The sequence below is a fragment of the Methylotuvimicrobium buryatense 5G genome (assembly GCF_000341735.1).
Classification (GTDB): Bacteria; Pseudomonadota; Gammaproteobacteria; order Methylococcales; family Methylomonadaceae; genus Methylotuvimicrobium; species Methylotuvimicrobium buryatense.
On record NZ_KB455575.1, the window covers coordinates 1155995 to 1181898 of the forward strand.

The window sequence follows — 25904 nt, forward strand, 5'->3', positions numbered from 1 at the left end:
ATAGGGATTAAAAATTGAAGTTTTTAGTCTACTTTTTTATCTTAGATTACAGAAGAATTAACTTAACTAATTGTTTTATAAAGCTGAAAACTTGTGTAGATACCTATGCCCCACGCCCGAACTTTCATTTGTTGGGGCGATGGCCGGGCCTTCATGAACGTTAGGTTGATATATAGTCGTAGACATTAATCCCTGTGAGTCGAGTTTATTTGCGTTTCTACGAAGAATTAAACGATTTTTTACCCATCGAGCGGCGTAAAGTCGAATTTGAACATACGCTTAATCGTAGAACTTCGATCAAAGACTTGATCGAATCCGTAGGTATTCCGCACACCGAAGTCGAAATTATTTTGGCCAATGGCCGCTCGGTCGATTTTGATTATATTGTTCAAGAGAATGATCGAATTAGCGTCTATCCGATGTTTGAGTGTTTCGATATCGCGCCGCTTCTGCGCCTACGCCCTAAACCGTTACGAGACCCTCGCTTCATTCTCGATACTAATCTTGGCCGGCTAGCGCGATATCTACGTTTATTGGGCTTTGATTGTTTGTACCGAAATGATTATGAGGATGGCGATGTTGCCGAGATAGCGGGTCAGCAGCATCGGATAGTTTTGACTCGGGATCGCTTTTTATTACGACGAAAAATAATCACTCACGGTTATTTCGTGCGCTCGGTTCATCCTAGAGAGCAAGTCAAAGAAATCCTGCAGCGTTTAGATTTATACCGGTTCATCGCACTGTTCACACTCTGTTCACGTTGCAACGGCGCGTTGATAAAAACAAGCAAAGACGCCCTCATCGATCGACTAGAGCCTTTAACTAAGCTTTACTACGACGACTTTCGGATCTGCCTCAGTTGCGATCAAATTTATTGGTCCGGCAGTCACCACAGCAATTCCCAGTTTGAGCAGTTTCGCCGATTTTAGGGTCTGGGGTATGCCTGTCGAGGAACGCCGTAAACCCATCCATGGGGGCTTGGCGGCAGCTCCCTGCTGCCGACATCCTCGCCAAGCATACCCCACACCCTTTTTGATCTCCAAATTGGGAATTGCTGCAGTCACCAAGACCATGCCAGGCAATTAATTAACGAATTAACCTCTCAAAACGATCAAAGGTCGAAAAATTGAGTTTAATCGGATAAAAGGTTTTTTTGATGACGTCTTACTCGCCGCATGACTCCTCTCGCAGTAAGTGCGAGTGGACTATCTGTCGCGACATCGGCTACGTTCAATGCCTCCATAACCCAAGTATTGCAATTGTTAAAAATATGATAGGAGCCCGTGGCGCTGTAAAAACGGCTATAAGCATACAAGCCTCGTCCTAGATTAATTAAATCGCCCTGCCCATCCCTCACGAACGCCTGATTGATAAAGCCCAACATTGCGACCACCTGACTTTTTGACAACAAAATACGCTCGATGTCACTGTGCCGAAAATAATGCTCAGGATGGTGCCGAAGCCCAGCGACATGCATGACTGAGCCGGTCGGTAAAAACAACGCCTTTATGGCCAACCACAACGAAAACGACTCGGCTTGATAAAAAGCGCGATCGCCCCAACCGAACTCGATAAAACCGATTTCAGTCAAATCGAACGCCAGTCCGGAAATACTGTCCGCCGCTGTTTGAGCATCGACCACGATACCGGTATGCAATCCGTGATCGATGACATGGATAATCATTTGTTCGCTGCCATTTGCATAAAGCGCCGATGGCGATGAACCGCAGCCACTGCATAAAAAGCAGGTTATCCAAAAAACGATCGTTCTGATAAACATTTCGGCACACTCGTCGATTCAACAAGTAATCAAATTAAATTTATCAATGCTTTGTTCAAGGTTAAATAAGGCATCAAGCTGTTTGTCGGACTTCTTGAAACTTCTTGAAAAATTCGTTGATAACGGATCAGCTTTTGCTTGTTAACAGAGCCCGCGAAATAAGTTTTGCAATCTTGTGCATCCGAAACCAAAACGGCTTGCACGAGTTTACCTTGCGTTTGTTTGATTTCGGCCTTGAGATTGTTAAAAACCTTTCGCTCCCAATGATTTTGTACGGTTACAGCCGATAGTTGCTCAAACAACTTGCCCAAGTCCAAATATTTCGAAACGTCGATAAACGTCTTGCGAACTGCACTGAAGACTTGCCCGGATTCAGTAGCCAATAGTGTAATTTGTGGAAAGTCGCTCAGTGAATTGATAAATGCGATACGCTTTGCCAGGTTGACGGGTAAACCATTAGCCGGGTCATTCACGGAATCGGGTGGAATAAACTCATTGGCGAAAGCGGTTAAGCAAGATCGATAATTTTCCAATGTCAGCGGATCCGGGCGCACAACCTGTCCGTTCATCAATACCCATTGACTGAATTCGGCAAGGACATTTTCCAATTCCAATAGCAAACCGTATTGTTGTTCCGCCGAAATGCGATTATCCAAACTAAAAACTTCTCGGCGAAAGTCAGCGGCTTCGAGCACTTGATCGAATGTCAAGTAACTTGTCACGCTATCGATGACGGCTCCGCCGTTGTCGTTATGCCAATTCAAAAAGCCGCATCCGGCTTGATTGATAATCGTATTACTCATCACGGTCGCTTTTATCGCCGGCGCGAGAGGGTGACTGGCTAAATGTTCGGCGTAGCTTTGCCTTATCGGTCCTGGAAAGTAGCTATGCAAGTAAATATCGTAATCGGGAGCCGATATCGATTCGCTTCTATCCATGATGTCTTGTGTCAACTGAATCTTACTGGCGGCCATCAACACGGCAAATTCCGGCCGCGTAATCATTTGCCCGGGCCTAGCCATAACTTCTTTATAAGATGGAAAAGACTCAACATTGCGATCAAGCACGCCGGCGCTTTCCAAGCGTTCCGAGAGCAACAAATATTGTTCGGCATTCCCTTTCACGCGTAATTGCTCAAGCGATAGACACAAACTCTGTTTGTAATTATTGGCCAAAACCGCATCGCATACTTCGCCGGTTAAAGCATCAAAAGTTTGCCGATAATCGCTTATTCCTTGTTTTTTCTGAAGCCCCGTTAGCAATATTTTGAGATTGACTTCATGATCGGAGCAATCGACCCCGCCCGAGTTATGAACCGCATCGGTATCGATACGCCCGCCTGCCAAGGCGTATTCGATTCTCGCTTTTTGCGTGAAACCGAGATTAGCACCTTCACCGACAACCGCTGCACGCAATTGCAGCGCATCGATACGTACATCGTCGTTATTTCGGTCGCCTACGTCTTCATGTTTTTCGATTGATGCTTTCACATATGTGCCGATACCGCCCAACCAAAGCAACTCAACCGGAGCTGTGAGTAACAGACGAATCAGTGTGGCGCCATCGAGGTTTTTATAACGAATACCCAACCATTGCCGAAGTTGCGGAGAGACGGCTATGTCTTTCGCATGACGGGGATAAACACCGCCGCCTTCGGAAATCAAGCTTCGGTCATAATCGTCCCAGCTCGACCCAGGCAATTCGAATAAGCGCTTACGTTCTAAATAAGATTGCTCGAGGTCGCTTGGATTCGGATCGATAAAGATATGGCGCCCGCTGATCGCGGCTAGCAGGCGGGTGCTATGAGACAACAACATTCCGTTACCGAATACATCTCCATCCATGCTGCCGACACCGACTACGGTAAACGGTTCGCATTGAATATCCTTGCCAAGTTCGCGAAAATGCCGCTTGATGCATTCCCAAGCGCCTCGGGCAGTAATCCCTAACGTTTTGTGGTTATATCCGTTAGAACCGCCGCTCGCGAAGGCATCGCCAAGCCAAAACTGGTATTGAGCCGAAACCGAGTTAGCCAAATCCGAAAATTGCGCTGTCCCCTTGTCGGCCGCAACAACCAGATAGGGATCGTGATCGTCATAGCTCACGATACCGGGTAAAGGCACAACCTGATCTTCGACATAATTGTCGGTCAAATCGAGCAAACCCTGAATCAGCTTGACATAAGCCTTGCGGCCCGCTTCTCTAAAGCCGGGATCGGCAACCGGCGCCTTGACGATAAACCCGCCCTTTGCGCCTTTCGGAATAATCAGCGCGTTCTTGCTCATCTGAGTTTGCATCAGATCTAAAATTTCGGTTCTGAAATCGTCGGGACGGTCCGACCAGCGAATGCCGCCGCGAGAGATTTTACCGCCGCGCAAATGAATCCCTTCCATATCGACGGCATGCACATATATTTCATTTTGAGGTTTAGGGGCCGGCATATCGATGATGCCGAGACTATTGATCTTGAACGCGATAAAAAAATCGTCCCGATTTTGTCTGATATGGAAATTACAGCGCATCGTTGCATCAATTAAATTAAACAACGTACGCAATATTCTGTCGTGATTGATATCAGTTACGCTATTAAGATTCTCCAGCAATTTAAGACGTAACGGAAACAACAACTGTTCCTCGCGCTGCATCGGCTCCCCTAAATTAGGGTCGGGCCTGAAACGGGCCTCGAAATACTCAAGCAAGGCGTAGGAGGTACTAGAGTTGGCGAGTAATGCCTGATTGAAACTGCTAGTAGTGGTCGGATAGCCCAATTGCAGATAATAGTTGCGATACGCACGCAACACATCGATCTGCTGCCAAGTCATACCAGCCAATACTAGTAAGCTATTCAATTCGTCGTTTTCGGCTTTTCCGTTAAATACCGCACCGATACCGGATAACAAGCGTGACTTTAACTCCGTAAAACTGTCATGTTGAGACTTCGCAGCCGAAATCGTAAAGCTTTTAATAAAAACCGAGCGGCCGGATACCGTCAATGGAAATTGAACCTGATCCAAGACTCGCAAGTTAAAGTTTTCGAGAATTGGAATATATTCGTCCAAATAGCGTTCTTGCCGGCTGCAAAAATGTAAACGATACTGACGAACCAGGCCACATGGTCTCAACAGACCGATTGTCATCGGACTATCATCCTGCAACGATTCGATTAAGCCAATATCCTTGACGGCATGACGCGGAGGCATCAATGCTTGATAGCCGGGCGGAAAAACCATGCGGTATTTTTGCCATAATTTGCCGGCCTTGTATTTACCGTAGGCGCGCTCCAGAGTTCGGCACAAGGATGCAGACCAGGGCCTGACCTGTTTGTTGAGATCCCGGTCCAACTGATCGACATCAATCGTTATGGTTTCGGCACTCGGCTTCAGCAAAAAATGCAACCCCAAATAAGGGCCGCTAAGCATAATTTTACGGACTAATTCGGCACTGCTATCGAGATTTGACGACAAGCGCTCTAACAATAGGTATTCAATCTCTTCGTTATACAATTGAATCGGGACGATAATCAGAGCGGACAACGATTCCAGACCGAAACCGCCTAAAACCACTAGTTTGATGCCTTCCGGGCGATACAGGTAACGCCTGAGCGACCGAATCAACAAGTCCAGTTGAGGTATTTCGAGCAAAAATAAGTCGACTTTCGGAAACAAATTGAATATCTCTTTAAGCTGCAGATATTCATAACTATTTTCAGGGGTTTTATGATGCGCTAATGTTTGTTCGATTTTACGTTGTAAAAACGGAATATTGCTGCATGCTCCCCCCATTTCCGCCTCATCAAAAACGCCGAAAAAACCGTAGTCGCAAAAACCGCCTCCATTCGGCAACGTGAGTTTGAACCCTATGTAAATCAAGGATTGGTCGTGAATCAATGGGCTTCTTATCGGTAAGTATTGGATGATTAGAGGATAATCGCGCGCCCAAACAGCCTGCATCACTCGGAGAAAGTCCGATATTGCTGTAGGATTATTGTCATGACAAAATTCTGAACCCAAGGCTTTAAGCGCGGTCACCGAGTCTTGATCCTCGGACGAAAATCGATATGTCCTAAAAGGGATAAAAGCCTTTTGCTCAAGCCAATCGATCAAGGCGCTAAATTGAGAAAACTCGGAAATTTCATTAAGCGCAAGCAAGCTTTCCTTCAAGGCTATGCGATCTCGATCAAGGGTTTCGGCCCACTCGATGATTGCCGTTATCCTTTCGAAAAATGCATTTTTGACACCTGAATCAACCGCTTCAAGACGCAATACGATCAACAGTTGCTTGGTTCCGGACAAACCATTACTTTCCAAATCAGTTATCATTGTTCCCTGACGCTTAATGGTCAAAACGGGATGTGCCAATAATTGAAACGGAAGTTGTTGATCGCTTTGTAACGCCAATAAAGAATCGACAACATGCGTTAAGTTGCGACAGACAATCACGATGAATTGTTGAGGATCGTTCGGTATCGTCAGTGCTTTCACGATATGCGTTTCGATATCGTTAGTGAAGAGTTCAAATATCTTGGCAATCAGCGATGACGATATATGGGGGGGCAATGAAACAAAATAGCTGTCCGGGAATAACAGCATTTCCGCCAATTTAATTAAAAATCGCCGGTTTTGATTGTCGCCTTGTCCTTCGAGGATGTGTTGTACCGCCTTTAATTTTCGGCGTTGACGCGATGCCTTTAGAGCAAGGTTACCGGCTCTCAGATATACTTTCACGAACTACTCCTTGAGTTTCTGTTGATAAAAGTCACGGCTAAGAATTGCACACGAAATAAGTTTATCAAGACTTTTAGGCGGCCGTTCCTTTCAAAGAGGAATCAGGGGAATCACTTAAGGCTATTATTTCATGCACGGTTATTACTCTACCACGCTAAAAATGTAGTGCATGAAACTAAATTTGGCAGTTTAACCATGAAGCACATGAATTTCATGAAGGATTTCAAGAAATTACCTAAACATTCTCGCTAACCTTTTTGGTGAGCGAAAGTTCTATATAAACGAATACCAAGCTATTGAATAAACTTCTTGTTCTTCATTATCTTCATGGTGAAATGCTTTTTCTAGGATGAAGATTTAGTGATAAAGGTTGGCTATATAGCAAGGAGATGATCATCAAACAAAAATTTGATCAACAATTTGGGGCGATCATTATCGTAGGCTTTTTTTAATTTCTAAAACGTTTGCTTCTTCCATTCGTGTATAAGTAACCGAGTCCATCAGTGTCTTTATAAAATAAATCCCCATGCCGTTTTCCTTCGGATTATCGAAATCCGGAATCGGCACAGCTTCGATATCGAAACCTTGTCCATGATCGAAAACTTTAATATTGAGCTCGTCTTCCTGAATGTGAATCGTAATTCTGACACAGTCCTTCGGCCCTTTATAATTGGAATGCTTAATTGCGTTTGTTGTCGCTTCGGTTAACACAAGGTTCAATTGATAAGCCAAGGCATCTCGATCGCCGGAATAAAGGTCCAGCTCTCTTCCGATCCGCTCCCCGATGCTACCGATCAAATCCAGATATTTGGTTTGTGTCGGGATAATTACATCAACCTGAATATCCGCACTTTGCATAAAAGCCCCTACGATTCGCTGGTGGTTGCTTCGTTCAAATCATTATAAATTTCGAATACCCGATTCAGTCGGGTTAATTCAAACATAGACATCACTTGCGGCTGCAAATTCGACAAAGCCAATTTCCCCGATTTGGCAGTCGCATGTTTAAATCCCGCCAACAACGCACCCAGACCCGAACTATCGATAAACTTGACCTGTTGTAATTGTACGACGATATTAGGCTCACTTTCTTCTATCATATCGATAATAAATGCCTTTAAATCGCCCGAATTGTGAGCATCGATCCTCTCTTCATTGATGAGAAGCACATTGAAACCGTCTAATTGTTGCTGCGTTAATTTCATATCTTTATATATTTATTAATCAAAAGTAGTCGAAAGTGGCCGATTGTAGTAGTTATACCCATCGCACTTCAAATTTCGGCATTGACGCGTGGAGGTGCCGGGGTGTTCGGCAAAGGCTTTGACAGCAGGGATGCTGTCACAGAGCCTACATGGACGTATTCACGGCGTCCTTTGACGGACACCCCGGCACCGAAATTTGACCAGCAAAGGGTATATACTCATCGTAGATCAAAATTATGCATCGGGGCAGCAATTCTCAGTTTAAGAAATTTTGCCTTATTCAGGGTGCGGAGCCTGTCAAGCGAGCGACCGACCCTTCAACAAAGCGCATAGTTCTAGGAAGTTATTATAACGACATCCTAATCTGAAGCACTTTGCAAATCAAGAAACTCAATTCACCTCGGCAATCACATTGAACAAGAATATGGATACGATTCCTTTTAAACAAGCACTTTGGTATTGGTTTAAACTCGGTTTTATCAGTTTCGGCGGTCCGGCCGGCCAGATCAGCATGATGCATCAGGAGTTGGTCGAAAAAAGAAAATGGATTTCCGAGCACCGCTTTTTACATGCCTTGAATTATTGCATGGTTCTACCCGGTCCGGAAGCCCAACAATTAGCCACATACATCGGTTGGTTGATGCATGGTGTAAGCGGCGGTATTGCCGCCGGCGTTTTATTCGTACTACCCTCGCTGTTTATTTTAATAGCCTTAACATGGAGTTATCTGGTATTCAACGATGTTCCCGCCGTTTCCGGCATACTCTACGGTATTAAACCGGCTGTCACCGCCATTATCGTTTTCGCCGCCTATCGAATCGGCTCCCGAGCGTTAAACAACCGTTATCTTAAACTGATTGCAGCACTTTCCTTCTTCGCCATTTTCGCATTGAATATTCCGTTTCCCTTGATCGTGTTCGGCGCAGGTATCCTCGGTTGGCTCGGCGCGCATTATTTTCCGAATCAATTTCATATGCATGAACATCCTGCGAGCTCCATAAAATCCTATGGACCTGCCGTTATTGACGATCATACGGCCATGCCTGAGCACGCTAAGTTTAATTGGTCAAAAATCTATAAAACCGGTTTGACCGGTTTGGGGATTTGGGCAAGCCTGATCATGGTTTTACTGATCAATTTCGGTCGGCACGGCTTATTGGCACAAATGGCCTGGTTTTTTACCAAAGCCGCGCTTTTGACCTTTGGGGGTGCTTATGCCGTGCTGCCTTATGTTTACCAAGGAGGAGTCAGGGACTTCTCTTGGCTCACCGGAACGCAAATGATGGATGGTTTGGCATTGGGCGAAACGACTCCCGGACCGTTGATTATGATCGTTGCGTTCGTCGGATTCGTCGGCGGTTGGAATCATCCGGTGTTTGAGACTAACAGTTTAGTTTGGTCCGGCATCGCCGCGGCAAGCATCGCAACGTTATTCACTTTTTTACCGTCGTTTTTATTTATATTGATCGGCGGACCTTTAGTCGAAGCCACTCGCGACGACCTAAAAATGACTGCACCGCTCAAAGGTATTACTGCCGCCGTGGTTGGAGTAATTTTAAATCTGGCGGTATTTTTTGCTTGGCATGTTCTTTGGCCGCTAAACTTCAATGGCCCTTTCGATGTATTTTCCGCATTGACCGGCACAGTCGCTTTCGTATTGCTGTTTAAATTTAAACGTGGCATGGTAACAGTGATCGGCTTAAGCGCGATACTGGGATTGCTTTATTCGTTGCTCATCACGAACTGAGCACACGCACCGATTTCCAATATCTATCGGACCAGTATTGATTATCTAAACTGGAAATCGCGACTCCTTTGATCGTCGAGACATGCAAGAATCTTCTTTGCTCGATATAGATGCCGACATGATGCTGTTGGGGACCCGTATTAAAAAATACCAAATCTCCGGTTCTCAATTGCTGCTGCGGTATAGGCTTCCCAGTCTGCGCTTGGCGGTCGGATGTTCTAGGCAAATGAACACCTAACTTTTTCGCGAAAGTCAGATAAACGAAACCGGAGCAATCGATACCGGATTTCGAAAGCCCGCCATATTGATAAGGAATCGACGCCCATTCGCGGTAATGGCCATAGAGCGTTTGCTTTAATGCCGCTTCGGAACCGGACAAACTTATTGAAGCAGTTCTCTTCTGCCCTCCGGAACAAGCAGTTAAAAGCGCGAGTGCAAAAACTAAAGCAATAATTTTTAAATCACCGATTAAAAAACGCATAGGCAAACTCATACTGATCACAACAAAATCATTATATTTCCGTAAATTATAGCGCAAACTTAAAAAGATATTTTGCAATATAAAATCCGCTAATCGTCAAGCGCGCCAAGATTTTTCGCGAAAGCTGAAATGGGGTCCGTCCGATTTCAGCAGCGAAAAATGACTTGGCGATTATTGCCTTCGGCGGCCCCGATTCGCCCTGCGTCCGTGCCACTACGCCACATCATCGTATACTCGATGCGGCTCCGTAGCACTCCCACAAATGGCTTTACGCCGTGTCGCGATGCCTTGTATTTTGCCTCCGCCTGCGCTATTCGCGCAGACTCCGGCAAAACACCCGGCGCTACGGCTATCGGGGACTAAAAATCTTCACTTCGCTAACGCTCCGTTTCCAAGATTTTCAGCGATTGAAGGCTTTCGATTGCGCTCAAGACGAACGGAATTCGGAGGGATTCAGTGGCACATTATTAACATCAAGATTTCTAAAGGCTATGATCAACAATTATTCTAAAGAAGGTTAAACGCGAGTTACGAGAATTAGCCGCGCAAGCCTATGAACATGAACTTGCTCTTGAGCTCAAAAAACTGGATAAAAGTTTTGCTGAATGGCGTAATGGTTCGATTAGCAGTATCGAATTGAGTCATCGCGTGCATCGGCATGAAACAGGCGCGTCAAAATCTCTCTATAGAAAATATAACTACGGAGATATTCATTTTAACGTTGCTTATGCGATCGTGGCAGGCATTGTTGATGAACAAGCGGCATCGGAAGACTTAAAAAAAACCATTGCCTCATTCATTAATTTCTGCCAATTTGCGAAAAACGATGGTGATATTAAGACACCGGAGCATTAGACCGGTTAGCGGAGGATAAGACTAATGATTAAAAATCAACCAAGGCAGAAAGGTTTCTGCCTTGGTTGACCGAACTTGAGATTTATTCGGCTGCGACTGTCAACTTAACGGTTGCAACAACATCCGAATGCAGGTCGATATCGATTTCATAATCGCCGACTTGACGAATCGCCCCTTCAGGCAATCGAACTTCGTGCTTTTCAACCTTAGCACCGGCTTCAGTTAGTGCATCGGCAATGTTTTGAGTACCGACGGAACCGAACAATTTTCCTTCGTCGCCGGCTTTATGCGTAACGGTTATCGACAGATTATTCAATACTTGCGCTCTCGCTTGAGCTGCTAATAATTTCTCGGCGGCCGCTTGTTCTAGTTCGGCGCGGCGAGCTTCGAATTCGGCTATTTTTGAAGCTGTTGCAACAACCGCTTTACCTTTCGGCAATAAAAAGTTTCTGCCGTAACCGGGCCTTACGCTAACTTTGTCGCCTAGATTGCCTAGGTTTGCAATTTTTTCAAGAAGAATCACTTCCATCGTTATATACCTCTGTTTCGGCTATCGCCGAATTATTTTGCGCCGTCAGGCGCCGGATTATTTGGAAAATTTATTTCGTAAGTTCAACCACGCATCAGCCAGGCCTATACCGGCAACCGGAAACATGACATGAGGTATTATCAATAACGTGACGTAAAACATCGGCACCAAAAAACGCCCGGAGCTCATCCTTGATAGCATCAAATGTAATACCGCAGCCCCGATGAAGGTATAGAGCACAAACAATAGAATTGTGATATTCCACGCGACTTCCGAAAATATGCCGCTACCGAACCACGCAACTGCTATTACTATGATGCTGCCTATAGCTAAACGCGGATGAGTACTCAAGGACAAATACTCAGCCCTAAAGCCGCCGGGATTATAGAGCATCGATTGCCACCATCTGCCTAAAAAAAGCCCGAATAGAAGACTAAATATAGTGCCTGCAGCTACGACCCCCGTCATATAATGAGCCATGGACTGAACCGATTGCTCGATATTGTCAACAGGTACATCCGGCGATGACTCAAGCATTGGCTTTATCATCTGTTCCAGCATCGGTCGCCAAAATTCGGACGGAGAGGCTTGATAAAGATAAAACCCTAGCACTCCAAGCGCACCGAGTAATATCGCTATTTCAACCGCAAGAGACAAATGTCTGCCTTCTCTCAGAACGATTGAAATAATCCATATCGGTGACCACATCACCAAACCGTATAGCAATGCAAATTGATATCCGCCCAAGACCAAAAGGCCCAATGCAGCAGCTGCGGCACTGGCAAATAATAGCACCCATAGCCCTTCATGCGCGCCTCGGCGCAATGTCACCAAAGCAACGGTAGCCGAACTTACAATACTTACCGGGGGAATGATCAGCGATATTAAAGCTAGGGTCGATGCAATCATGATGGCTTGCATCCTCCCTCGCATGATGTATTCCGCTAAAAATTTCATACGCCCGGTTTAAATTTTATTTATGTGCGTCGCAATACGGCAATAATGCGATAAAACGCGCGCGCTTAATTGCCGTCGACAACTGTCTTTGATGCTTGGCGCTAGTTCCGGTGATGCGGCTAGGGACGATTTTTCCGGTTTCGGTAATATATTCGCTCAAGGTATCGATATCTTTGTAATCAATTTCGTTTGATCCATCCGTACTAAAGCGGCTTAGTTTTTTACGTCTCATGTTACGTGCCATAATATTCTCTCGATTCAATAACGGTTATTCTTCGGATACAGTTTCGTCGGCCTTATCATCTTCTGCCAAGTCTAAAGCTTCGTCGGCATCGGAATCATCAGCGTCGGCTCTAGTTTTCAATTCAGCCGCTTTATTTTCATCCGCTGTCGAAGTCGCTATTTTAGAAGGCTCGGTAACTGCTTCTTTTCTCAGCAGCGTCATGCTACGCAAAATCGCATCGTTAAAACGAAAACCACTTTCCAGTTCTTCGAGAGTCGGCTGATCGCATTCGATGTTCATCAGAACGTAATGAGCTTTATGGATTTTGTTGATGGGATAAGCTAAATGCCTACGACCCCAATCTTCAAGACGATGAATTTTGCCGGACGCAGCTTCAATAGTCGCTTTGTAACGATCAAGCATCGCCGCAACCTGAGCACTTTGGTCGGGATGGACTAAAAAGACAATTTCATAATGTCGCATGATTACTCCTTTCGGGAAAAAGCCTTCCATCTCTAGTCTTAAGAAAGATGGTAAAGCAAGGATATGGCACGGAATGCGCCAAAACCGGCGATTATAAATGTTTTACCAATACTGGGCAAGCGATTGCTCATTCTCTTCAGCAATTCCCAATTTGGGGATCAAAAAGGGTGCGGGGTGTGCTTGGCGAGAATATCGGCAGCAGGGCAGATTTTACTCCATGCAAATCTGCATTCACGCCATCCCTGGAGCTCGAGCCGCCGTCAAGCCCCCATGGATGGGTTTACAGCGTTCCTCGACAGACATACCCCACACCCTAAGATCGGCGAAAATGCTCAAACTGGGAATTACTACATTCTCTTATTTGTTGAATCCAAAATACAGATTGGCGCTATGGGAGATATAACTTATCGCGCGAAAGCTTCTTGCAAAAACGCAAGCAAACTTTTCCAAGAACGATTGTCGGCAAGAGAGTTATAGACGGTTCCGAAACCAGGATCGTTAGCCAGCGGATTTGTAAACGCATGCACGGTATTACCGTAAACATGTATTTGCCAATCAGCACCTGCATCGGTCAACTCTTTTTCCAGCGCCACGACATGGTCGACCGGCGCCATCGGATCGTCATTACCGTGCATCACCAATACTTTAGCTTTAATATCAGTAGCAACCAGATTACCCGGCGGAATCAGCAAGCCGTGAAAACTGGCCACGCCTTTTAGATCGGCACCGGTTCTAGCCAAATCGAGCACACACAGACCACCGAAGCAAAAACCGATCGCCGCAATCATTTGATCGTCGACCCAAGGCAATAATTTAACCGCCGATAATGCTGCAGCAATGCGCCTTTGCAACATCGCGCGATCATCCATAAATGGCTGCATCAATTGAGAGTTTTCCTCGATACTGTTCCCTCGTTTGCCTTTACCGTAAATATCCAATGCGAAACCGACATATCCCAACTCTGCAAGCTTTTTTGCCTTATCGGCAACAAATTCGTCTCGCCCACCCCAAGCATGACTAATCAACACGGCAGGCCTCCGCCCATCTAATGCATCGTCATAGGCAAAAAAACCTTCTAAAACCGCATCACCATCCAGGTAGTCGACAGTATTCGACACAATTGCCATAATTCTCTCCTCGTTTATTGGAATTTTTATAGATTATACTTTTAACACATACATGTCGGCACCGACTGTAGGGAAAAACCCGAATATTCGGTGGATTTTTGCTCAATGCAAAATCATTTCCAATCATTATATACCTTTTGCACTTCAAGTTTCGGCAATGCCCAAGCTTGCCGTTCGAGCTGCCGCCAAGCCCCCCCCCATGGATGGGTTTACGGCGTTCCTCGACTGGCATACCCCACATCCTAAACTCGGCGAAACTGCTCAAACTGGGAATTGCTGCCAAGGAGGAGGCGCTAGGGCTCGACAAAGTCTTTGTCGACTCCGCGCCAAGCCTAAACCAGCGACGACTCGCGGGAGCATTCACGGCATCCTTTTATACCTTTCGCACTTCAAATTTCGGCAGTGCCAGAGGAGGCGCCTGGGTGTCCGGTCGATTTTCGCTCCTGCAAAATCGACATTCACGCCATCCATGGCGCTCATAAAGGCTTTGCCAGCATGGAGCTGGCATAGAGCCTATACGGACGTATTCACGGCGTCCTTTAGCGGACACCCAGACGCCGAATTTTGATCTACGACGGGTATAACAAATCTTTGAGCCCAAATTCGATTAGCAAAAAAGATATTTATGCCTTATTTATTTCGACGAATTGCTCACTTATCGCCTAACCTTCTCAATTCTTTAGCCGACCTGATACAGCACAACGCGGCTTTTAAACTTTCCACGTCATACCTTCCCTTGCTCTTTTAACATATTCAAAAAACCCACTGCGGCTTCCTCAACTAGATCCAACACGCGCTCAAAACCGTACCGGCCTCCATAGTATGGATCCGGCACCTCGCGTGTAGCGAGATGCGGCGCATGATCCAACAAATAACTTATCTTACCCCGGTGATTTTCGGGACAAGCTTCGAGCAGAATCGAATAATTGTCGTCATCCATCACCAGCAAATAATCATAGCCCTCAAAATCGGCATAAATAACCTTTCTTGCTTGCAAATGTCGCAATTCTATACCGCGTTCTCTTGCGGCTTTTTGAGCCCGTAAATCAGGCTGTTCGCCAACATGATAGGCATGCGTTCCGGCTGAATCAATTTCAAATAAATGACTAAGCCCCTCCTCTTCAATTAGCTTAGTAAAGACTCCTTCGGCGGTCGGGGAACGGCAAATATTCCCCATGCAAACAAAAAGAACTTTGATTTTTTTCATAGCTGTTCGATCGATTTTGATTAAAAAACGACCGATAGTTTACATCAGCTTAATCGCAATTGAAGGATTGAATCTATGGAGTAAATTCAAATTTGCGTTTACGCGCCTGATGATACAGGTTATTTTTATGATTTAATTCATAACTTCGCTTTTTTTAGGGATATAACCTTATACAATTAAAGTAAAATACTCATCTGCCGATTTATAAGCTATCCTAATTAACGAAATAACCTGCTGATTGCTCGACTAAGCGATGGAAACGAAACATCCCTTTTCGTACTTCAAATTTTGGTAGGGCTTAAGGATTCGCAGGGGTGTTAGGTCATTTTGCTCAGTGCAAAAAAAAGCCATTCCGGCCGTTTCCGGCGATTGGATTTGCAATCAGCACGTAATTAATTTTGGATCTATTTGGGTACAGACTTAGAACGCAGCTTCGCCTCATTAATCCGAAAAAAGCATTTCACCATGAAGAATAAGAGGTTAATTCAATAGCTATGCATATGCATAGAACTCTCGTTAATCCAATAGATTAGTGAGAATGTTTACCTAATATCTTGAAATACTTCATGAGCTTGATGGTTAAACTGCCGAATTCAGGTTAATACGCAGGGACTCGAAATATTTATGAATTGATTAACGATTAACCAAAGCCAAACATTTACTTTTTAACAACTATATCCGTAACCAGACTTGAGCTGTACGGCCAATTGACAATGCATATCGCATATAATATTCACTCAGGATATGCCGGAGAACAAATATGATAATGATGAATTGGAATTCTGTTGGCGTTAAAGTAGTGGCTATCACCCTTACGGGACTGGCAATTATAGCTTGCGGCTTATTGATAACTTACGGCGTATCGGAAAAACAAAAACTAATCGAATCCGAAATTCAAAATGCCAAGAACCTGCTGCTGGTTTCCGAGTCGGTTAGGGAAAACACCAATCAAAAATGGGAAAGCGGTATTTTTTCTGTCGAGCTTGTAAAAATAATGGCCGGCGACAGCATCAATCCGGCACGAAGAGCAAAAATATTGGCGACGGTCCCGGTCATGAATGCAATGGATGTCGCCGAAGCCAAAGCTAAAGAAGGGAACTTCCGATTCAAAGCACCTCGAGTCGGCGCGAGAAATCCTGCTAACGAAGCTGATGCGCTGGAACAAAAAGCCCTTCAGTTTTTTCAAAATAATCCCCAGTCCACCGAATATTCCTACATTGATGAAGAAACCCAAGAAATCCGTTACTTTAGACCGGTAAGACTGGCCAAGCAATGCGAACTCTGCCATGGCGATCCGGCTACATCTAGCGAACTATGGGGTAATTACACAGGAAGCGATATTCTTGGTTATCGAATGGAAAACAAACGCGCCGGCGACCTTCATGGCGCTTTTGAAATCATCACCCCGTTGAACCGAGTCAATGAACAACTAAGAACCCATGTTCTGTACGCAATAGGCTTTACGGTTATCACGTTGATCGTAATAGGTGCTGCCGGTTATATTTCGATGAACCGCATCATCATTGCACCGTTAACCGATCTGGCACTAAAATTACAAGATATTGCCAGTGGAGAAGGCGATCTCAGAGCCAGGCTGAAAACCGAAGGAAAGACCGAATTTGCTTGGGTTGCGCATAGCTTCAACAATTTCGTAAAAAAAATAGCCAAGACTGTCGACCATATCAGCACGACCAGCGAGCAACTGACTCAAGCCTCGCAACGCCTTGCCCATATTTCCGAGGAAACCGAACATGGTGTCGATAGGCAGCAATCCGAAACCACACAAGTAGCCACGGCAATGGAAGAGATGACAGCCACCGTTCAAGAAGTCGCCCGCAATGCGGTTAAAGCTTCAGAGGCCGCATCAAAAGCAGACGCCGAAGCGCTGACAGGCAAAAATGTTGTGACGGCCGCCGTTGCAGACATTAACCGATTGGCATCCGAAGTGGAAAATGCCGCGCATGTCATTCATGAACTTCAATCGGATAGTAATAGCATCGGCGAAGTACTGGGCGTCATTCAAGGTATCGCCGAGCAAACCAACCTTCTGGCATTGAATGCCGCAATCGAAGCAGCCAGAGCCGGAGAACAAGGTCGTGGCTTCGCGGTTGTCGCCGATGAAGTCAGAACGCTTGCCAGCCGCACGCAAAATTCAACGCTGGAAATCCAAAAAACGATAGAACGCTTACAAGCACGTGCGGAACAAGCAGTCAAAGTTATGGAAAACGGAAAAAAACAAGCCACGACCAGTGTCGAGCAAGCCGCATCGGCCGGCGAAGCAATCGCCAGCATTAGCGACAAAATCGATACGATCAACGACATGAACAATCTAATCGCAAACGCCGCCGAACAACAAAGCATGGTTGCCGAGGAAATCAACCGCAACATTAGCAACATCAGTTCCGTTTCCAACGAAACATCGATCGGCGCTAGAAATACAACAACCGCATGCCGAGAATTGTTGACCTTGGCCAGCCAATTGAAAGAAATGGTTGGCCAATTTAAAACATAGGAGGCCAGCAATACCCTAGACAGGTTTCGGTGGCAGGGATAGCCTCCGTCAAGCCATGGACATATTTACCAGCAATTCCCAATTTGGAGATCAAAAAGGGTGTGGGGTATGCTTGGCGAGGATGTCGGCAGCAGGGCAGATTTTTGCTCCATGCAAAATCTGCATTCACGCCATCCTTGGCGTTCGAGCTGCCGCCAAGCCCCCATGGATGGGTTTACGGCGTTCCTCGACAGGCATACCCCACACCCTAAAATCGGCGAAACTGCTCAAACAGGGAATCGCTGGGTTGAATGCAAATTTTGCATATACCTTTCGTACTTCAAATTTCGGCAGTGCCTAAGGAGGCACCGGAGTGCCTGGCAAAGGCTTTGCCAGCATGGATGCTGGCATAGAGCCTACATGGACGTATTCACGGCGTCCTTTGCCGGGCCCCGGTGCCGAATTTTAATCCACGATGAGTATAGCCAAGAATAGCGTGTAGCAGGACAATGCAAGAGCAATTGCCGAGGAGCAAAATCCGCCCTACCGTCGACACCTATCAATCGAGCAACCGAACCTGACTACCCTATACATAAATATCGCAGACTCGTCTAAGTTAACCCGGATTATCGACCGATTTATACAAACTCTCTATTTTAGCGAGTAAATCGTTATATTCGGCTGAACGCCAAACCGCATAATTTAGATTTTTGAAGTGTCCGGTCAGACGAGTAAAATAATCCCGCACATGGTTTTGGTCGGTAAAGCGATACTCCGCATCGACCAACTTGATAATCAGCATAAATATTTCTTTTTGCCGCTCAAGCGGAACCGACACGTCAACAGCGTCGAAAGCATCCTGTTGCAGATAGATCATATCGACGAACAAGGCTTGCTGATACAGCACAAAATCGTCCAAAGTCACGCCTTCCTCGCCGGCGACTTGTATCATTTGATAGACACTGTCGCCCCGAACAAGCAAGTCTAAAACTTTGGATACGCGTTCAGTCCACCCTGAAATAAGCTCACGATCATACCAAGACCTAAGCTGCTCTAAATAACGAGACCAGGATAGCAACGGATCGACAGCCGGATAAAAACGTTTATAGGCCCGGTCGGCACTCAGTCCTAAAAAAGTCTTGACCGTGCTCAAGGTCGATTGCGTAACCGGTTCCTCGAAATTACCGCCGGCCGGCGAAACGGTTCCGATCATCGTCAGACTTCCGGTTCCTCCGTCACGGTTTTTTATTACGCCGGCTCGCTCATAAATATTTTTGATCGCCGAGTCTAAATAGGCCGGAAAAGCCTCTTCGCCCGGAATCTCCTCGAGCCGCGCCGACGTTTCGCGCATCGCCTGCGCCCAACGAGACGTCGAGTCGGCCAGCAACAGCACATTCAAACCCATTTGCCGATAATATTCACCGAGCGTGATTCCCGTGTAGATCGACGCCTCCCTGGCCGCAACCGGCATCGACGAAGTGTTACAGATAATGATCGTGCGGTCCATCAACGATCCGCCGGTCTTCGGATCGATGGTCATCGGAAATTCGGTGATGGTCTCGACGACCTCGCCGGCTCGCTCCCCGCAAGCGACCACGATGACAATGTCAACCTCCGAATTTCTCGATATCAAACTCTGTAAAACCGTCTTACCTGCGCCGAAAGGCCCGGGGATACAGCCGGTGCCGCCTCTGGCAATCGGAAAAAAAGTATCGATCAAACGTAAATGCGTTATTAAGGGGTCAGATGGATATTGGCGTTGCACCACATTATTGCGCAGCAATTGTTGCGATAACGGCAAGCGAATCGGCCATCGCTGTTTGAGCGTAATGATTCGCTCTTTGTCGTTGGCCAGTTTGATTTTTGCGACGGCCTCATCGACCGTAACATTACCTTCCTGAATCCAAGTCACCTCGATCTCGCCATTGATGTCGAACGGCACCATGATCTTATGACTGAATCGGCGCTCCTGAACGGCCCCGATCGCACAACCGGCATAGAGTTTTGCACCGGCTTGTACGCACGGTGTGAATGCCCACTTGGTATTTTGATCCAACGCAGGCAAATCGACTCCACGAGGCAAAAAATAGCCGTATTCGGTCGCCAATAAATCGAGGGGATTTTGCAAGCCGTCATAGACTTGTCCCAAAAGCCCGGGCCCAAGTTCGACCGACAGTAATTCGCTGGTCAACACAACCGGATCGCCAACACCGACTCCTGTTGTGTTTTCATAAACTTGCGCATCGGCACGATTGCCGTAAATACGCAATATTTCTGCTTTAAGCCGCTCTTTATGTTTAGCTTCGCTTCGGCTCGGCAAAATGTAAATGACTTCATTCTTCGTCAGCGGCGTGTCAGCAACCGATTCGATCGATACAATATCGTCCTGAACAGAGACGACTCTCGCCGAAGCCTGATCCAAACCCGTTGTCAATGTGCTTTCATTCATCGTAGAAATTTATCCAAATTCAATCGAAACGCCGTCTAATCCGGCCGAGACTAATTCGTCAAATCGTAAAACGGCCTGCTCTTTGTCGTAATGGGTCCAACGGTTAATGACATCCCATTTCAATACATAAATGACGACTGCGGGAAAATCGAAGTAATGCCCCTGCCCGACTCTCTGATAATGCCGCCAAATCAACTCGAGAATCAGTCTTTCCAACTCCAGCGGCCGATCTTGTTCAATCAATTCGCTGGCTTGTCTAACCCAAGGCAATAAGGCATCCATTCCGAAAGCCGATTCACGCCAATGTTTTTTGATAAAGCGTAAACGCTCGCCAAAACCGTCAAAAGGCGCGCCCAAGGTTAAACTCTCGCCGTCGCGCCTTCTTCTGAGCGCCGTCAAAATAGTCCTTAATTCCAAACGCCACATGACGATATCTTTTAGAAACGGGTTCCTGATTGCACGCCACATGACCATCCCTTGTTTAACGACGGCTTCGTCATCGAGTTCTTTCATTTTCGACCAATGCAGCAAGGCTTCAATTCTTGCCAAATCGTCGGCATCTTCGTTATCTAGCAAGGCCAAACGCTTATCCAACTGAATGCGCGAAATCGGCGGCTGACGGGTCTCGAATAGTTCCGTCGGATGGACAGGAAGGCTGCTAAGTAAAAGCGTATATTTATAATTTTCGCCGCTCACTTGACGATGCCTTGCAAGAGCGCTCTAAAACGCGGTTGTAAATGCTCCAAAAACAAAGTGGCAACGGCTTCATCGGTAAAATCGATGACCATGTTGTTCTCTTCAAGCTTGATTACGATACCCGATTTGATTTGATCCGAAACTTCAAAGGATACGCCATCGCGCAACAAATCCGATGCGATCGCGGCGGTCAGATGCGATAAGGCTCCTTGCTTAAGCTCCTCCGGGTTTCTTCGCAAATCCTCGACGCCGACGATATCCTCGGGTAATTGAAAAATGATTTTAGAATTTTGATCGAGCCCGGTTTTTTCTCGGACTCGGCCCGCCAATGCCAGTATCAATTGCTCGATAAATTCGGATTTGGCCATTTGTTTACCGACCACGCGCATGACTTCCTGACTAAAGCTACCGAGCAATGTATCGCGTAATTTAAGTAACGCATCCCGCCCCGCCAAGCGCAACGCATCGACACCGGAAGATTTAAGCGCTTCGGCTTCGGCTCGTGCTTTTTCAAGCAATAATTGCGCCTCTTGCTCGGCTTCCTCGACAATCCAAGCGGCTCGTTTTTGTGCGTTAAGGACGATATCCTCGGCTTTAGCTTGTCCGGCATTAATCGCTTCCTCTCTCAAGCGCTCGATCAATTTCTCGACGCCGCTCGATGCAACTTCCGCTTTTTCCGCTTTCATACTCTCGACTCTTAAGATTGAGGAATTCCGCCGCTAATTACTAGGGCGAAAATAAATGCAAAGACGGCAAAGCCTTCGACGATCGCGGCGGGGGCTACCGATAAGCCGAAAATCTCGGGTTTGGCCTTCGAGGCATGAATCGCCGAGGCGCAGCATTGCCCTTGATAAATCGCACTGAACATCAGTGCGAATCCGGCCAAGACGCCAACGGCAAAAATACCGGAAGCATTCGCTTCGGTAATCGGCCGATTCAGCGTAAACATCACGACAATGCCATAAATCACCTGAGAAGACGGCATCGCCGAAACCCCGACATAGCGACCGTGCCCGGTTTCGGTATCGAGCATCGCGCCGATCGCGGCTTGGCCTGCAACCGCACAACCAATAATGCTGCCGATCGCACCCAAGGCCATCGGCGCATATAAACCGATCCATCCTAAAATCACTAATACCTCAGCCATCAACGGACTCCTTTTTTGGAAAATGCTTTAAAGGGATAACCTTCATCGGAAACGCTCCAGTTATAAAATTCGATAAAATTCAAACGTAAACCATGTACCAAGCCACTCATCAAACATAACATCAGATTCAAGACATGACCGACGATTAAGATCAAAATACTGAACAACAACCCGGGACCGGGTAAGGCATGATAAACCTGCACCGCCAATTGATTAAAAGTCAGCGCCAACGATGCGCTAGCCAAACCCAATGCGAATAGACGCATATAACTGAGCACATCACCGAATAATTGAGTAATGCCGATCAAGCTCTTGACACCGTCCAGCAAACGCCAAAACAAGTCGCTCCAGCGTTTTAAACCTCGTTCGCTGCTGAACAGCAACAACAAAACGCCGCCCGTAGCCGGCAAAATAATGCCTACTTGACGCAACCCGTCATTATCCGTTGTCGCCGAAAGCCAAAAACAAAAACCGCCGACTACTGCCAACAGCCAGCCGATAGAGGCCAATGCCGTTAAGGAAGGGTATCGGCGATAGGCTCGAATCGCATTGGCCAAGGCAATATGCCCGACGCCGACCGCGATCGACAAGCGCATCATCCCGTCGAAATCGTTAATATCGATAATCTTTAATGCAGAAATAAATCTTTCTTCGGATGGACTGTAGCCGAAATAACCGCCCGATAAAACTCCCCAAACAAGCGAAACAAACACGGTGTTAGCAGCCAGGACTCTAAGTCTCCGATCCTTGATGCTCTGCCCGAGACTGCGCCATTTGAACATCAGTATTAACCCGAAAACCGCGGCATAACCTGCGTCGGACAGAATCATCGCAAAAAAAACGCTAAATGAAAAAAACACGACAATAGACGGATCCCAACCGTAATAATTCGGCGTTTGATAAAAATTGACGATATCTTCGCCGCCGGCCAGTTGCCGAGGATTATCGAGCAAGGTCGGAGGATTGTCGCCGGGATCCGGGTCTTCGACCAATACGGCCAAACCATGATGTTCGGCAAAACGAAGAAATTTTTCGGTATGTGCTTCCGGCAACCAGCCTTGCAAGGCGAACACGCCGGCCTCGTCGCGTGTAATTGTTTGCGCCTTGGCCAAATCGGCCTGATCCAGCGCCTCACTGAAATGCACCGTCATCAAGGTAATCCAGCGAGTCAAGGACTCTCGTTCGGCCTGTAAATCCTCGAGCGTCAATTCGACCTGGCTTCGCTGAGTTTTCAATGTCGAAAGCGGTATCGAGCCGGTATGAGTTCTTACCACCGGCATGCTGTTTTCGGGCGGCTCGGATTCGGCAACGACGACGACATAGCAATATAAATTATTCTGATAAACCGTCTGCCAAACCCAGTCGCAGTCCTCGAGCTTTTTCATCATTCTTTTGGGAATAATGTAAAACCATAATCGGTAACCGGCCAATTGCGCGGTTTCCGGTAACTGGAAGTCGCCCCACGGTTCAACCTCATCGATTCGTTTCGACAAGGCGTCGTAAATATCGGTCAACTCGCGAACTTTCGCCTTAATGGCCAAAACTTCCTCGGTAATCCTTTCAAGATCGAAACGCGTCGCGTCTTTGATTTGATGTCTTTTGTTCGCGCAGGCATTAAGATACTTAAGCGCTTCGACCACGCCTTCGGTATTTTTAGGCGCGCCGAACTCCTGCCCAGGCGGTTCGGCTAAAGGAATCAAGTGCAGACCGCCTAAGGCTTGCACTTGCTCCAATATCCGACGCTTATCGGACAACATGCCGCAAAAAGTAATCTTTTTCAGCTTGACGATTGCCATTTAGACACCTTGTTTAATACGGAGTTGTTTGGTCATTTTTGCCCGAACAACATCGGCTCGTTCGGCATCGGACAGATAAATACGGATTTTGCGTATATTGCGCTCCGTTTTAGGAATCAACACCTTATCGAACAAATTAACCTTTTGTGTCACTTTTTTGACCGCCGCTTCCAAAATCGTCAATCGACGCCTGTCGACCTGTTGCCGCAACTTCAACTCCAGCATAAGTTTCAATTGCACGACCAACGCATCGACCCAGTGCGGCTTCAGATAAGGCGAGTAGGTCATCGTCACTAGGTCAACCTTCCTTAGTATCGGTACCGTAATACCGACAATATTCTCCTCGCCTATTTCGACCGCCGAGACTTTAACCAGATCGTTTAAATTAATATCCCGATAGGACACCATCGGTAATGTTTCGCTCACTTTTTGCCGGCACTGTTCAATTTGCAGTTCGGTAGTTTTGAGCTGCGCCAAGCCTTTGGCCCGCTCGGCCATCAACTGTCTTCGTTTGAGATCGAGCGAAGGCAAATATTGCCGGTAGCGTTTAAGTTTGGCGCTTTCCTTATGCAATGAAGCCTTGTTAAGCGAGAGTCTGGCCATGACTTTTCTTCGGGAAATATTTATCGATCAAGGCTTGTTTCATTAATAACTCGCTTTCCTCGAAACATTCGGCCAAGGTTTGCCATCCTAAATCCAAGGCCTGTTCCAATGAAATAGAGACATTGATGTCCATGAAACGTTTTTTAAATAATTGCCCGAATCGAAGCAATTTTTTATCGTAATCGGACAAATCGAAAGCCATCGCCTGCTTTTGTTCGGCGTCGACCGAGCCCGCGTAAAAACGGATCATCGTATTCATGATTTGCGCATGATCCTCGCGCGTGACCTTACCGATGACATGTTGCTTCAACCTAGACAACGAACCGAAAGGATCGAGCATGCCGTCGTGCAAATAAAACTGGCCCTCGGTAATATAACCGGTATTGTCCGGAACCGGATGCGTCACATCGTTACCCGGCATCGTTGTCACCGACAAAATCGTAACGGAACCGGCACCTTTATAATCGCAGGCTTTTTCGTATCGGCGCGCCAACTGCGAATAGAGATCGCCCATATAGCCGCGGTTCGACGGAACATGCTCCATTGAAATACCGACTTCCTTCATTGCATCGGCGTAAGCGGTCATATCAGTCATCAACACCAACACCCGCTTGCCCTCTTCTACTGCAAAGCGTTCCGCGACCGCCAATGCCATATCCGGCACCAATAGCCGTTCGACGATAGGATCGGAAGCCAGATTGCAAAACATCACGGTCCTCGCAAATACTCCCGCTTCCTCAAATTGCGATCTAAAATAATGAAAATCATCGAAAATCAGGCCAAGCCCTGCAAAAACCACGATATCGGCATCAGCCTGAATGCCGATTCTAGCCAAAAATGCGTTAAACGGTTCGCCGGAAATAGAGAAAATCGGTATCTTCTGACTTTCCACCAGACAATTGAACAGGTCGATCATCGGCACTTGCGTTCGTATCATTTTCGAAGCTAAAACTCGTTTCATCGGGTTCACCGATGCACCGTTAATCGTCACTTTCGGGTCGGGCTTAAGCGTCGAACCACCGTCCATCGGCTCCCCCGTACCATTAAAAATCCGGCCAAGAATATTCGCAGAATAAGTCACTCGCATCGAATGACCTAAAAAACGCACCGACGCCGCAGTCGAAATGCCCCGAGTTCCCGAGAAAACCTGCAAAGCCACCTTGCTACCGTCGATTTTGATAACTTGTGCCAAAGATTCGCTGCCGTTGCCGTCTTCGACTTCGGCTAAATCCCCGAACCGGGTTGTGATTTCTTGGTTTGCGAAGGTATTGTCAACTTTCACAGTAATGATATTACCGACAATGGACAAAATATTGTAATGTCTGACCATATGTTCGATCATGCGTAACCCCGGAAATTAGCCTAAATATAAGCGGATTATAATATTGTAAGATGACGTTATGA

The 25904-nt window shown here is 46.5% G+C and carries 22 protein-coding genes; 4 read left to right on the top strand and 18 right to left on the bottom strand.

Annotated elements, in window-relative coordinates; all coding sequences use genetic code 11:
* The first annotated feature begins 194 nt into the window (after positions 1-194).
* A complete protein-coding gene (locus METBU_RS23375; RefSeq protein WP_040575282.1) occupies positions 195-929 on the top strand; it encodes a Mut7-C RNAse domain-containing protein in 735 nt (244 codons plus the stop codon).
* A gap of 203 nt (positions 930-1132) precedes the next feature.
* Here the strand turns inward: METBU_RS23375 and METBU_RS23380 are convergent, their stop codons facing one another.
* From METBU_RS23380 to METBU_RS0105275, 4 genes are all read right to left on the bottom strand, one after another.
* Positions 1133-1780, bottom strand: a complete 648-nt coding sequence (locus tag METBU_RS23380; protein ID WP_017839630.1) for a DUF2459 domain-containing protein — start codon at positions 1778-1780, stop codon at positions 1133-1135.
* 29 nt (positions 1781-1809) lie between these two features.
* Positions 1810-6504: an NAD-glutamate dehydrogenase domain-containing protein gene (locus METBU_RS0105265; RefSeq protein WP_017839631.1), complete on the bottom strand. Its 4695-nt coding sequence runs from the start codon at positions 6502-6504 to the stop codon at positions 1810-1812.
* A gap of 432 nt (positions 6505-6936) precedes the next feature.
* Positions 6937-7362 carry an ATP-binding protein gene (locus tag METBU_RS0105270; protein ID WP_017839632.1) on the bottom strand — a complete coding sequence of 142 codons (426 nt, stop codon included), beginning with the start codon at positions 7360-7362 and terminating at the stop codon, positions 6937-6939.
* 8 nt (positions 7363-7370) lie between these two features.
* On the bottom strand, positions 7371-7709 hold the full coding sequence (locus METBU_RS0105275) for an STAS domain-containing protein (RefSeq protein WP_017839633.1): 339 nt from the start codon (positions 7707-7709) through the stop codon (positions 7371-7373).
* 424 nt (positions 7710-8133) lie between these two features.
* On the opposite strand from METBU_RS0105275, the gene chrA reads away from it, so the two are divergent.
* On the top strand, positions 8134-9456 hold the full coding sequence (gene chrA / locus METBU_RS0105280; protein ID WP_017839634.1) for a chromate efflux transporter: 1323 nt from the start codon (positions 8134-8136) through the stop codon (positions 9454-9456).
* Here chrA and METBU_RS0105285 read toward each other — a convergent pair.
* A complete protein-coding gene (locus METBU_RS0105285; protein ID WP_040575495.1) occupies positions 9446-9937 on the bottom strand; it encodes a C40 family peptidase in 492 nt (163 codons plus the stop codon). The two genes, chrA and METBU_RS0105285, sit on opposite strands and share 11 nt — an antisense overlap.
* A gap of 636 nt (positions 9938-10573) precedes the next feature.
* Here METBU_RS0105285 and METBU_RS0105295 point away from each other — a divergent pair.
* Complete coding sequence (locus METBU_RS0105295; RefSeq protein ID WP_026130045.1) at positions 10574-10792, top strand: hypothetical protein; 219 nt, start codon at positions 10574-10576, stop codon at positions 10790-10792.
* A gap of 82 nt (positions 10793-10874) precedes the next feature.
* Here the strand turns inward: METBU_RS0105295 and rplI are convergent, their stop codons facing one another.
* The 6 genes from rplI to METBU_RS0105335 form a co-directional block, all read right to left on the bottom strand.
* Positions 10875-11321: a 50S ribosomal protein L9 gene (gene rplI / locus METBU_RS0105300; protein WP_017839639.1), complete on the bottom strand. Its 447-nt coding sequence runs from the start codon at positions 11319-11321 to the stop codon at positions 10875-10877.
* Between the two features lie 57 nt (positions 11322-11378).
* The gene (locus METBU_RS0105305; protein ID WP_026130046.1) at positions 11379-12278 is read right to left on the bottom strand and encodes a DUF2232 domain-containing protein; all 900 of its coding nucleotides are present in this window, start codon (positions 12276-12278) and stop codon (positions 11379-11381) included.
* A gap of 16 nt (positions 12279-12294) precedes the next feature.
* Positions 12295-12522 carry a 30S ribosomal protein S18 gene (rpsR, locus tag METBU_RS0105310; RefSeq protein ID WP_014148142.1) on the bottom strand — a complete coding sequence of 76 codons (228 nt, stop codon included), beginning with the start codon at positions 12520-12522 and terminating at the stop codon, positions 12295-12297.
* 24 nt (positions 12523-12546) lie between these two features.
* Positions 12547-12984 (bottom strand): 30S ribosomal protein S6, encoded by a 438-nt coding sequence (rpsF, locus tag METBU_RS0105315; protein ID WP_017839641.1) that lies wholly within the window; start codon positions 12982-12984, stop codon positions 12547-12549.
* A gap of 404 nt (positions 12985-13388) precedes the next feature.
* Positions 13389-14111: a dienelactone hydrolase family protein gene (locus METBU_RS0105325; protein ID WP_017839643.1), complete on the bottom strand. Its 723-nt coding sequence runs from the start codon at positions 14109-14111 to the stop codon at positions 13389-13391.
* 724 nt (positions 14112-14835) lie between these two features.
* Positions 14836-15318: a low molecular weight protein-tyrosine-phosphatase gene (locus METBU_RS0105335; RefSeq protein WP_026130047.1), complete on the bottom strand. Its 483-nt coding sequence runs from the start codon at positions 15316-15318 to the stop codon at positions 14836-14838.
* 769 nt (positions 15319-16087) lie between these two features.
* Between METBU_RS0105335 and METBU_RS0105345 the strand changes: the two genes are divergently transcribed.
* Positions 16088-17830, top strand: coding sequence for a methyl-accepting chemotaxis protein (locus METBU_RS0105345; RefSeq protein ID WP_235726383.1), 1743 nt, complete (start codon positions 16088-16090; stop codon positions 17828-17830).
* A gap of 595 nt (positions 17831-18425) precedes the next feature.
* On the opposite strand, the gene METBU_RS0105350 is transcribed toward METBU_RS0105345, so the two are convergent.
* The 7 genes from METBU_RS0105350 to METBU_RS0105380 are packed head-to-tail and all read right to left on the bottom strand — an operon-like array spanning position 18426 to position 25842.
* On the bottom strand, positions 18426-20258 hold the full coding sequence (locus tag METBU_RS0105350; protein WP_017839648.1) for a V-type ATP synthase subunit A: 1833 nt from the start codon (positions 20256-20258) through the stop codon (positions 18426-18428).
* Positions 20259-20267: 9 nt separating this feature from the next.
* Positions 20268-20954, bottom strand: coding sequence for a DUF2764 family protein (locus METBU_RS0105355; RefSeq protein WP_017839649.1), 687 nt, complete (start codon positions 20952-20954; stop codon positions 20268-20270).
* Positions 20951-21640 (bottom strand): V-type ATP synthase subunit A, encoded by a 690-nt coding sequence (locus METBU_RS0105360; protein WP_014148135.1) that lies wholly within the window; start codon positions 21638-21640, stop codon positions 20951-20953. The genes METBU_RS0105355 and METBU_RS0105360 overlap by 4 nt, the downstream gene beginning before the upstream one ends.
* 11 nt (positions 21641-21651) lie before the next feature.
* Positions 21652-22101 (bottom strand): ATP synthase subunit C, encoded by a 450-nt coding sequence (locus METBU_RS0105365; RefSeq protein WP_014148134.1) that lies wholly within the window; start codon positions 22099-22101, stop codon positions 21652-21654.
* Positions 22101-23897 (bottom strand): V-type ATP synthase subunit I, encoded by a 1797-nt coding sequence (locus METBU_RS0105370; RefSeq protein ID WP_017839650.1) that lies wholly within the window; start codon positions 23895-23897, stop codon positions 22101-22103. Before METBU_RS0105370 ends, METBU_RS0105365 begins: the two co-directional genes overlap by 1 nt.
* The gene (locus METBU_RS0105375) at positions 23898-24500 is read right to left on the bottom strand and encodes a V-type ATP synthase subunit D (protein WP_017839651.1); all 603 of its coding nucleotides are present in this window, start codon (positions 24498-24500) and stop codon (positions 23898-23900) included.
* Positions 24481-25842, bottom strand: coding sequence for a V-type ATP synthase subunit B (locus tag METBU_RS0105380; protein WP_017839652.1), 1362 nt, complete (start codon positions 25840-25842; stop codon positions 24481-24483). Before METBU_RS0105380 ends, METBU_RS0105375 begins: the two co-directional genes overlap by 20 nt.
* Positions 25843-25904: the final 62 nt, after the last annotated feature.

What these genes read in the sequence shown, in the direction of transcription:
- METBU_RS23380 (WP_017839630.1), bottom strand. Translation starts at nt 1,780, where the DNA reads ATGTTTATCAGAACGATCGTTTTTTGGATAACCTGCTTTTTATGCAGT.
- METBU_RS0105270 (WP_017839632.1), bottom strand. Translation starts at nt 7,362, where the DNA reads ATGCAAAGTGCGGATATTCAGGTTGATGTAATTATCCCGACACAAACC.
- METBU_RS0105275 (WP_017839633.1), bottom strand. Translation starts at nt 7,709, where the DNA reads ATGAAATTAACGCAGCAACAATTAGACGGTTTCAATGTGCTTCTCATC.
- chrA (WP_017839634.1), top strand. Translation starts at nt 8,134, where the DNA reads ATGGATACGATTCCTTTTAAACAAGCACTTTGGTATTGGTTTAAACTC.
- METBU_RS0105285 (WP_040575495.1), bottom strand. Translation starts at nt 9,937, where the DNA reads ATGCGTTTTTTAATCGGTGATTTAAAAATTATTGCTTTAGTTTTTGCA.
- rplI (WP_017839639.1), bottom strand. Translation starts at nt 11,321, where the DNA reads ATGGAAGTGATTCTTCTTGAAAAAATTGCAAACCTAGGCAATCTAGGC.
- METBU_RS0105305 (WP_026130046.1), bottom strand. Translation starts at nt 12,278, where the DNA reads ATGAAATTTTTAGCGGAATACATCATGCGAGGGAGGATGCAAGCCATC.
- rpsR (WP_014148142.1), bottom strand. Translation starts at nt 12,522, where the DNA reads ATGGCACGTAACATGAGACGTAAAAAACTAAGCCGCTTTAGTACGGAT.
- rpsF (WP_017839641.1), bottom strand. Translation starts at nt 12,984, where the DNA reads ATGCGACATTATGAAATTGTCTTTTTAGTCCATCCCGACCAAAGTGCT.
- METBU_RS0105325 (WP_017839643.1), bottom strand. Translation starts at nt 14,111, where the DNA reads ATGGCAATTGTGTCGAATACTGTCGACTACCTGGATGGTGATGCGGTT.
- METBU_RS0105335 (WP_026130047.1), bottom strand. Translation starts at nt 15,318, where the DNA reads ATGAAAAAAATCAAAGTTCTTTTTGTTTGCATGGGGAATATTTGCCGT.
- METBU_RS0105345 (WP_235726383.1), top strand. Translation starts at nt 16,088, where the DNA reads ATGAATTGGAATTCTGTTGGCGTTAAAGTAGTGGCTATCACCCTTACG.
- METBU_RS0105350 (WP_017839648.1), bottom strand. Translation starts at nt 20,258, where the DNA reads ATGAATGAAAGCACATTGACAACGGGTTTGGATCAGGCTTCGGCGAGA.
- METBU_RS0105360 (WP_014148135.1), bottom strand. Translation starts at nt 21,640, where the DNA reads ATGAAAGCGGAAAAAGCGGAAGTTGCATCGAGCGGCGTCGAGAAATTG.
- METBU_RS0105365 (WP_014148134.1), bottom strand. Translation starts at nt 22,101, where the DNA reads ATGGCTGAGGTATTAGTGATTTTAGGATGGATCGGTTTATATGCGCCG.
- METBU_RS0105370 (WP_017839650.1), bottom strand. Translation starts at nt 23,897, where the DNA reads ATGGCAATCGTCAAGCTGAAAAAGATTACTTTTTGCGGCATGTTGTCC.
- METBU_RS0105375 (WP_017839651.1), bottom strand. Translation starts at nt 24,500, where the DNA reads ATGGCCAGACTCTCGCTTAACAAGGCTTCATTGCATAAGGAAAGCGCC.
- METBU_RS0105380 (WP_017839652.1), bottom strand. Translation starts at nt 25,842, where the DNA reads ATGATCGAACATATGGTCAGACATTACAATATTTTGTCCATTGTCGGT.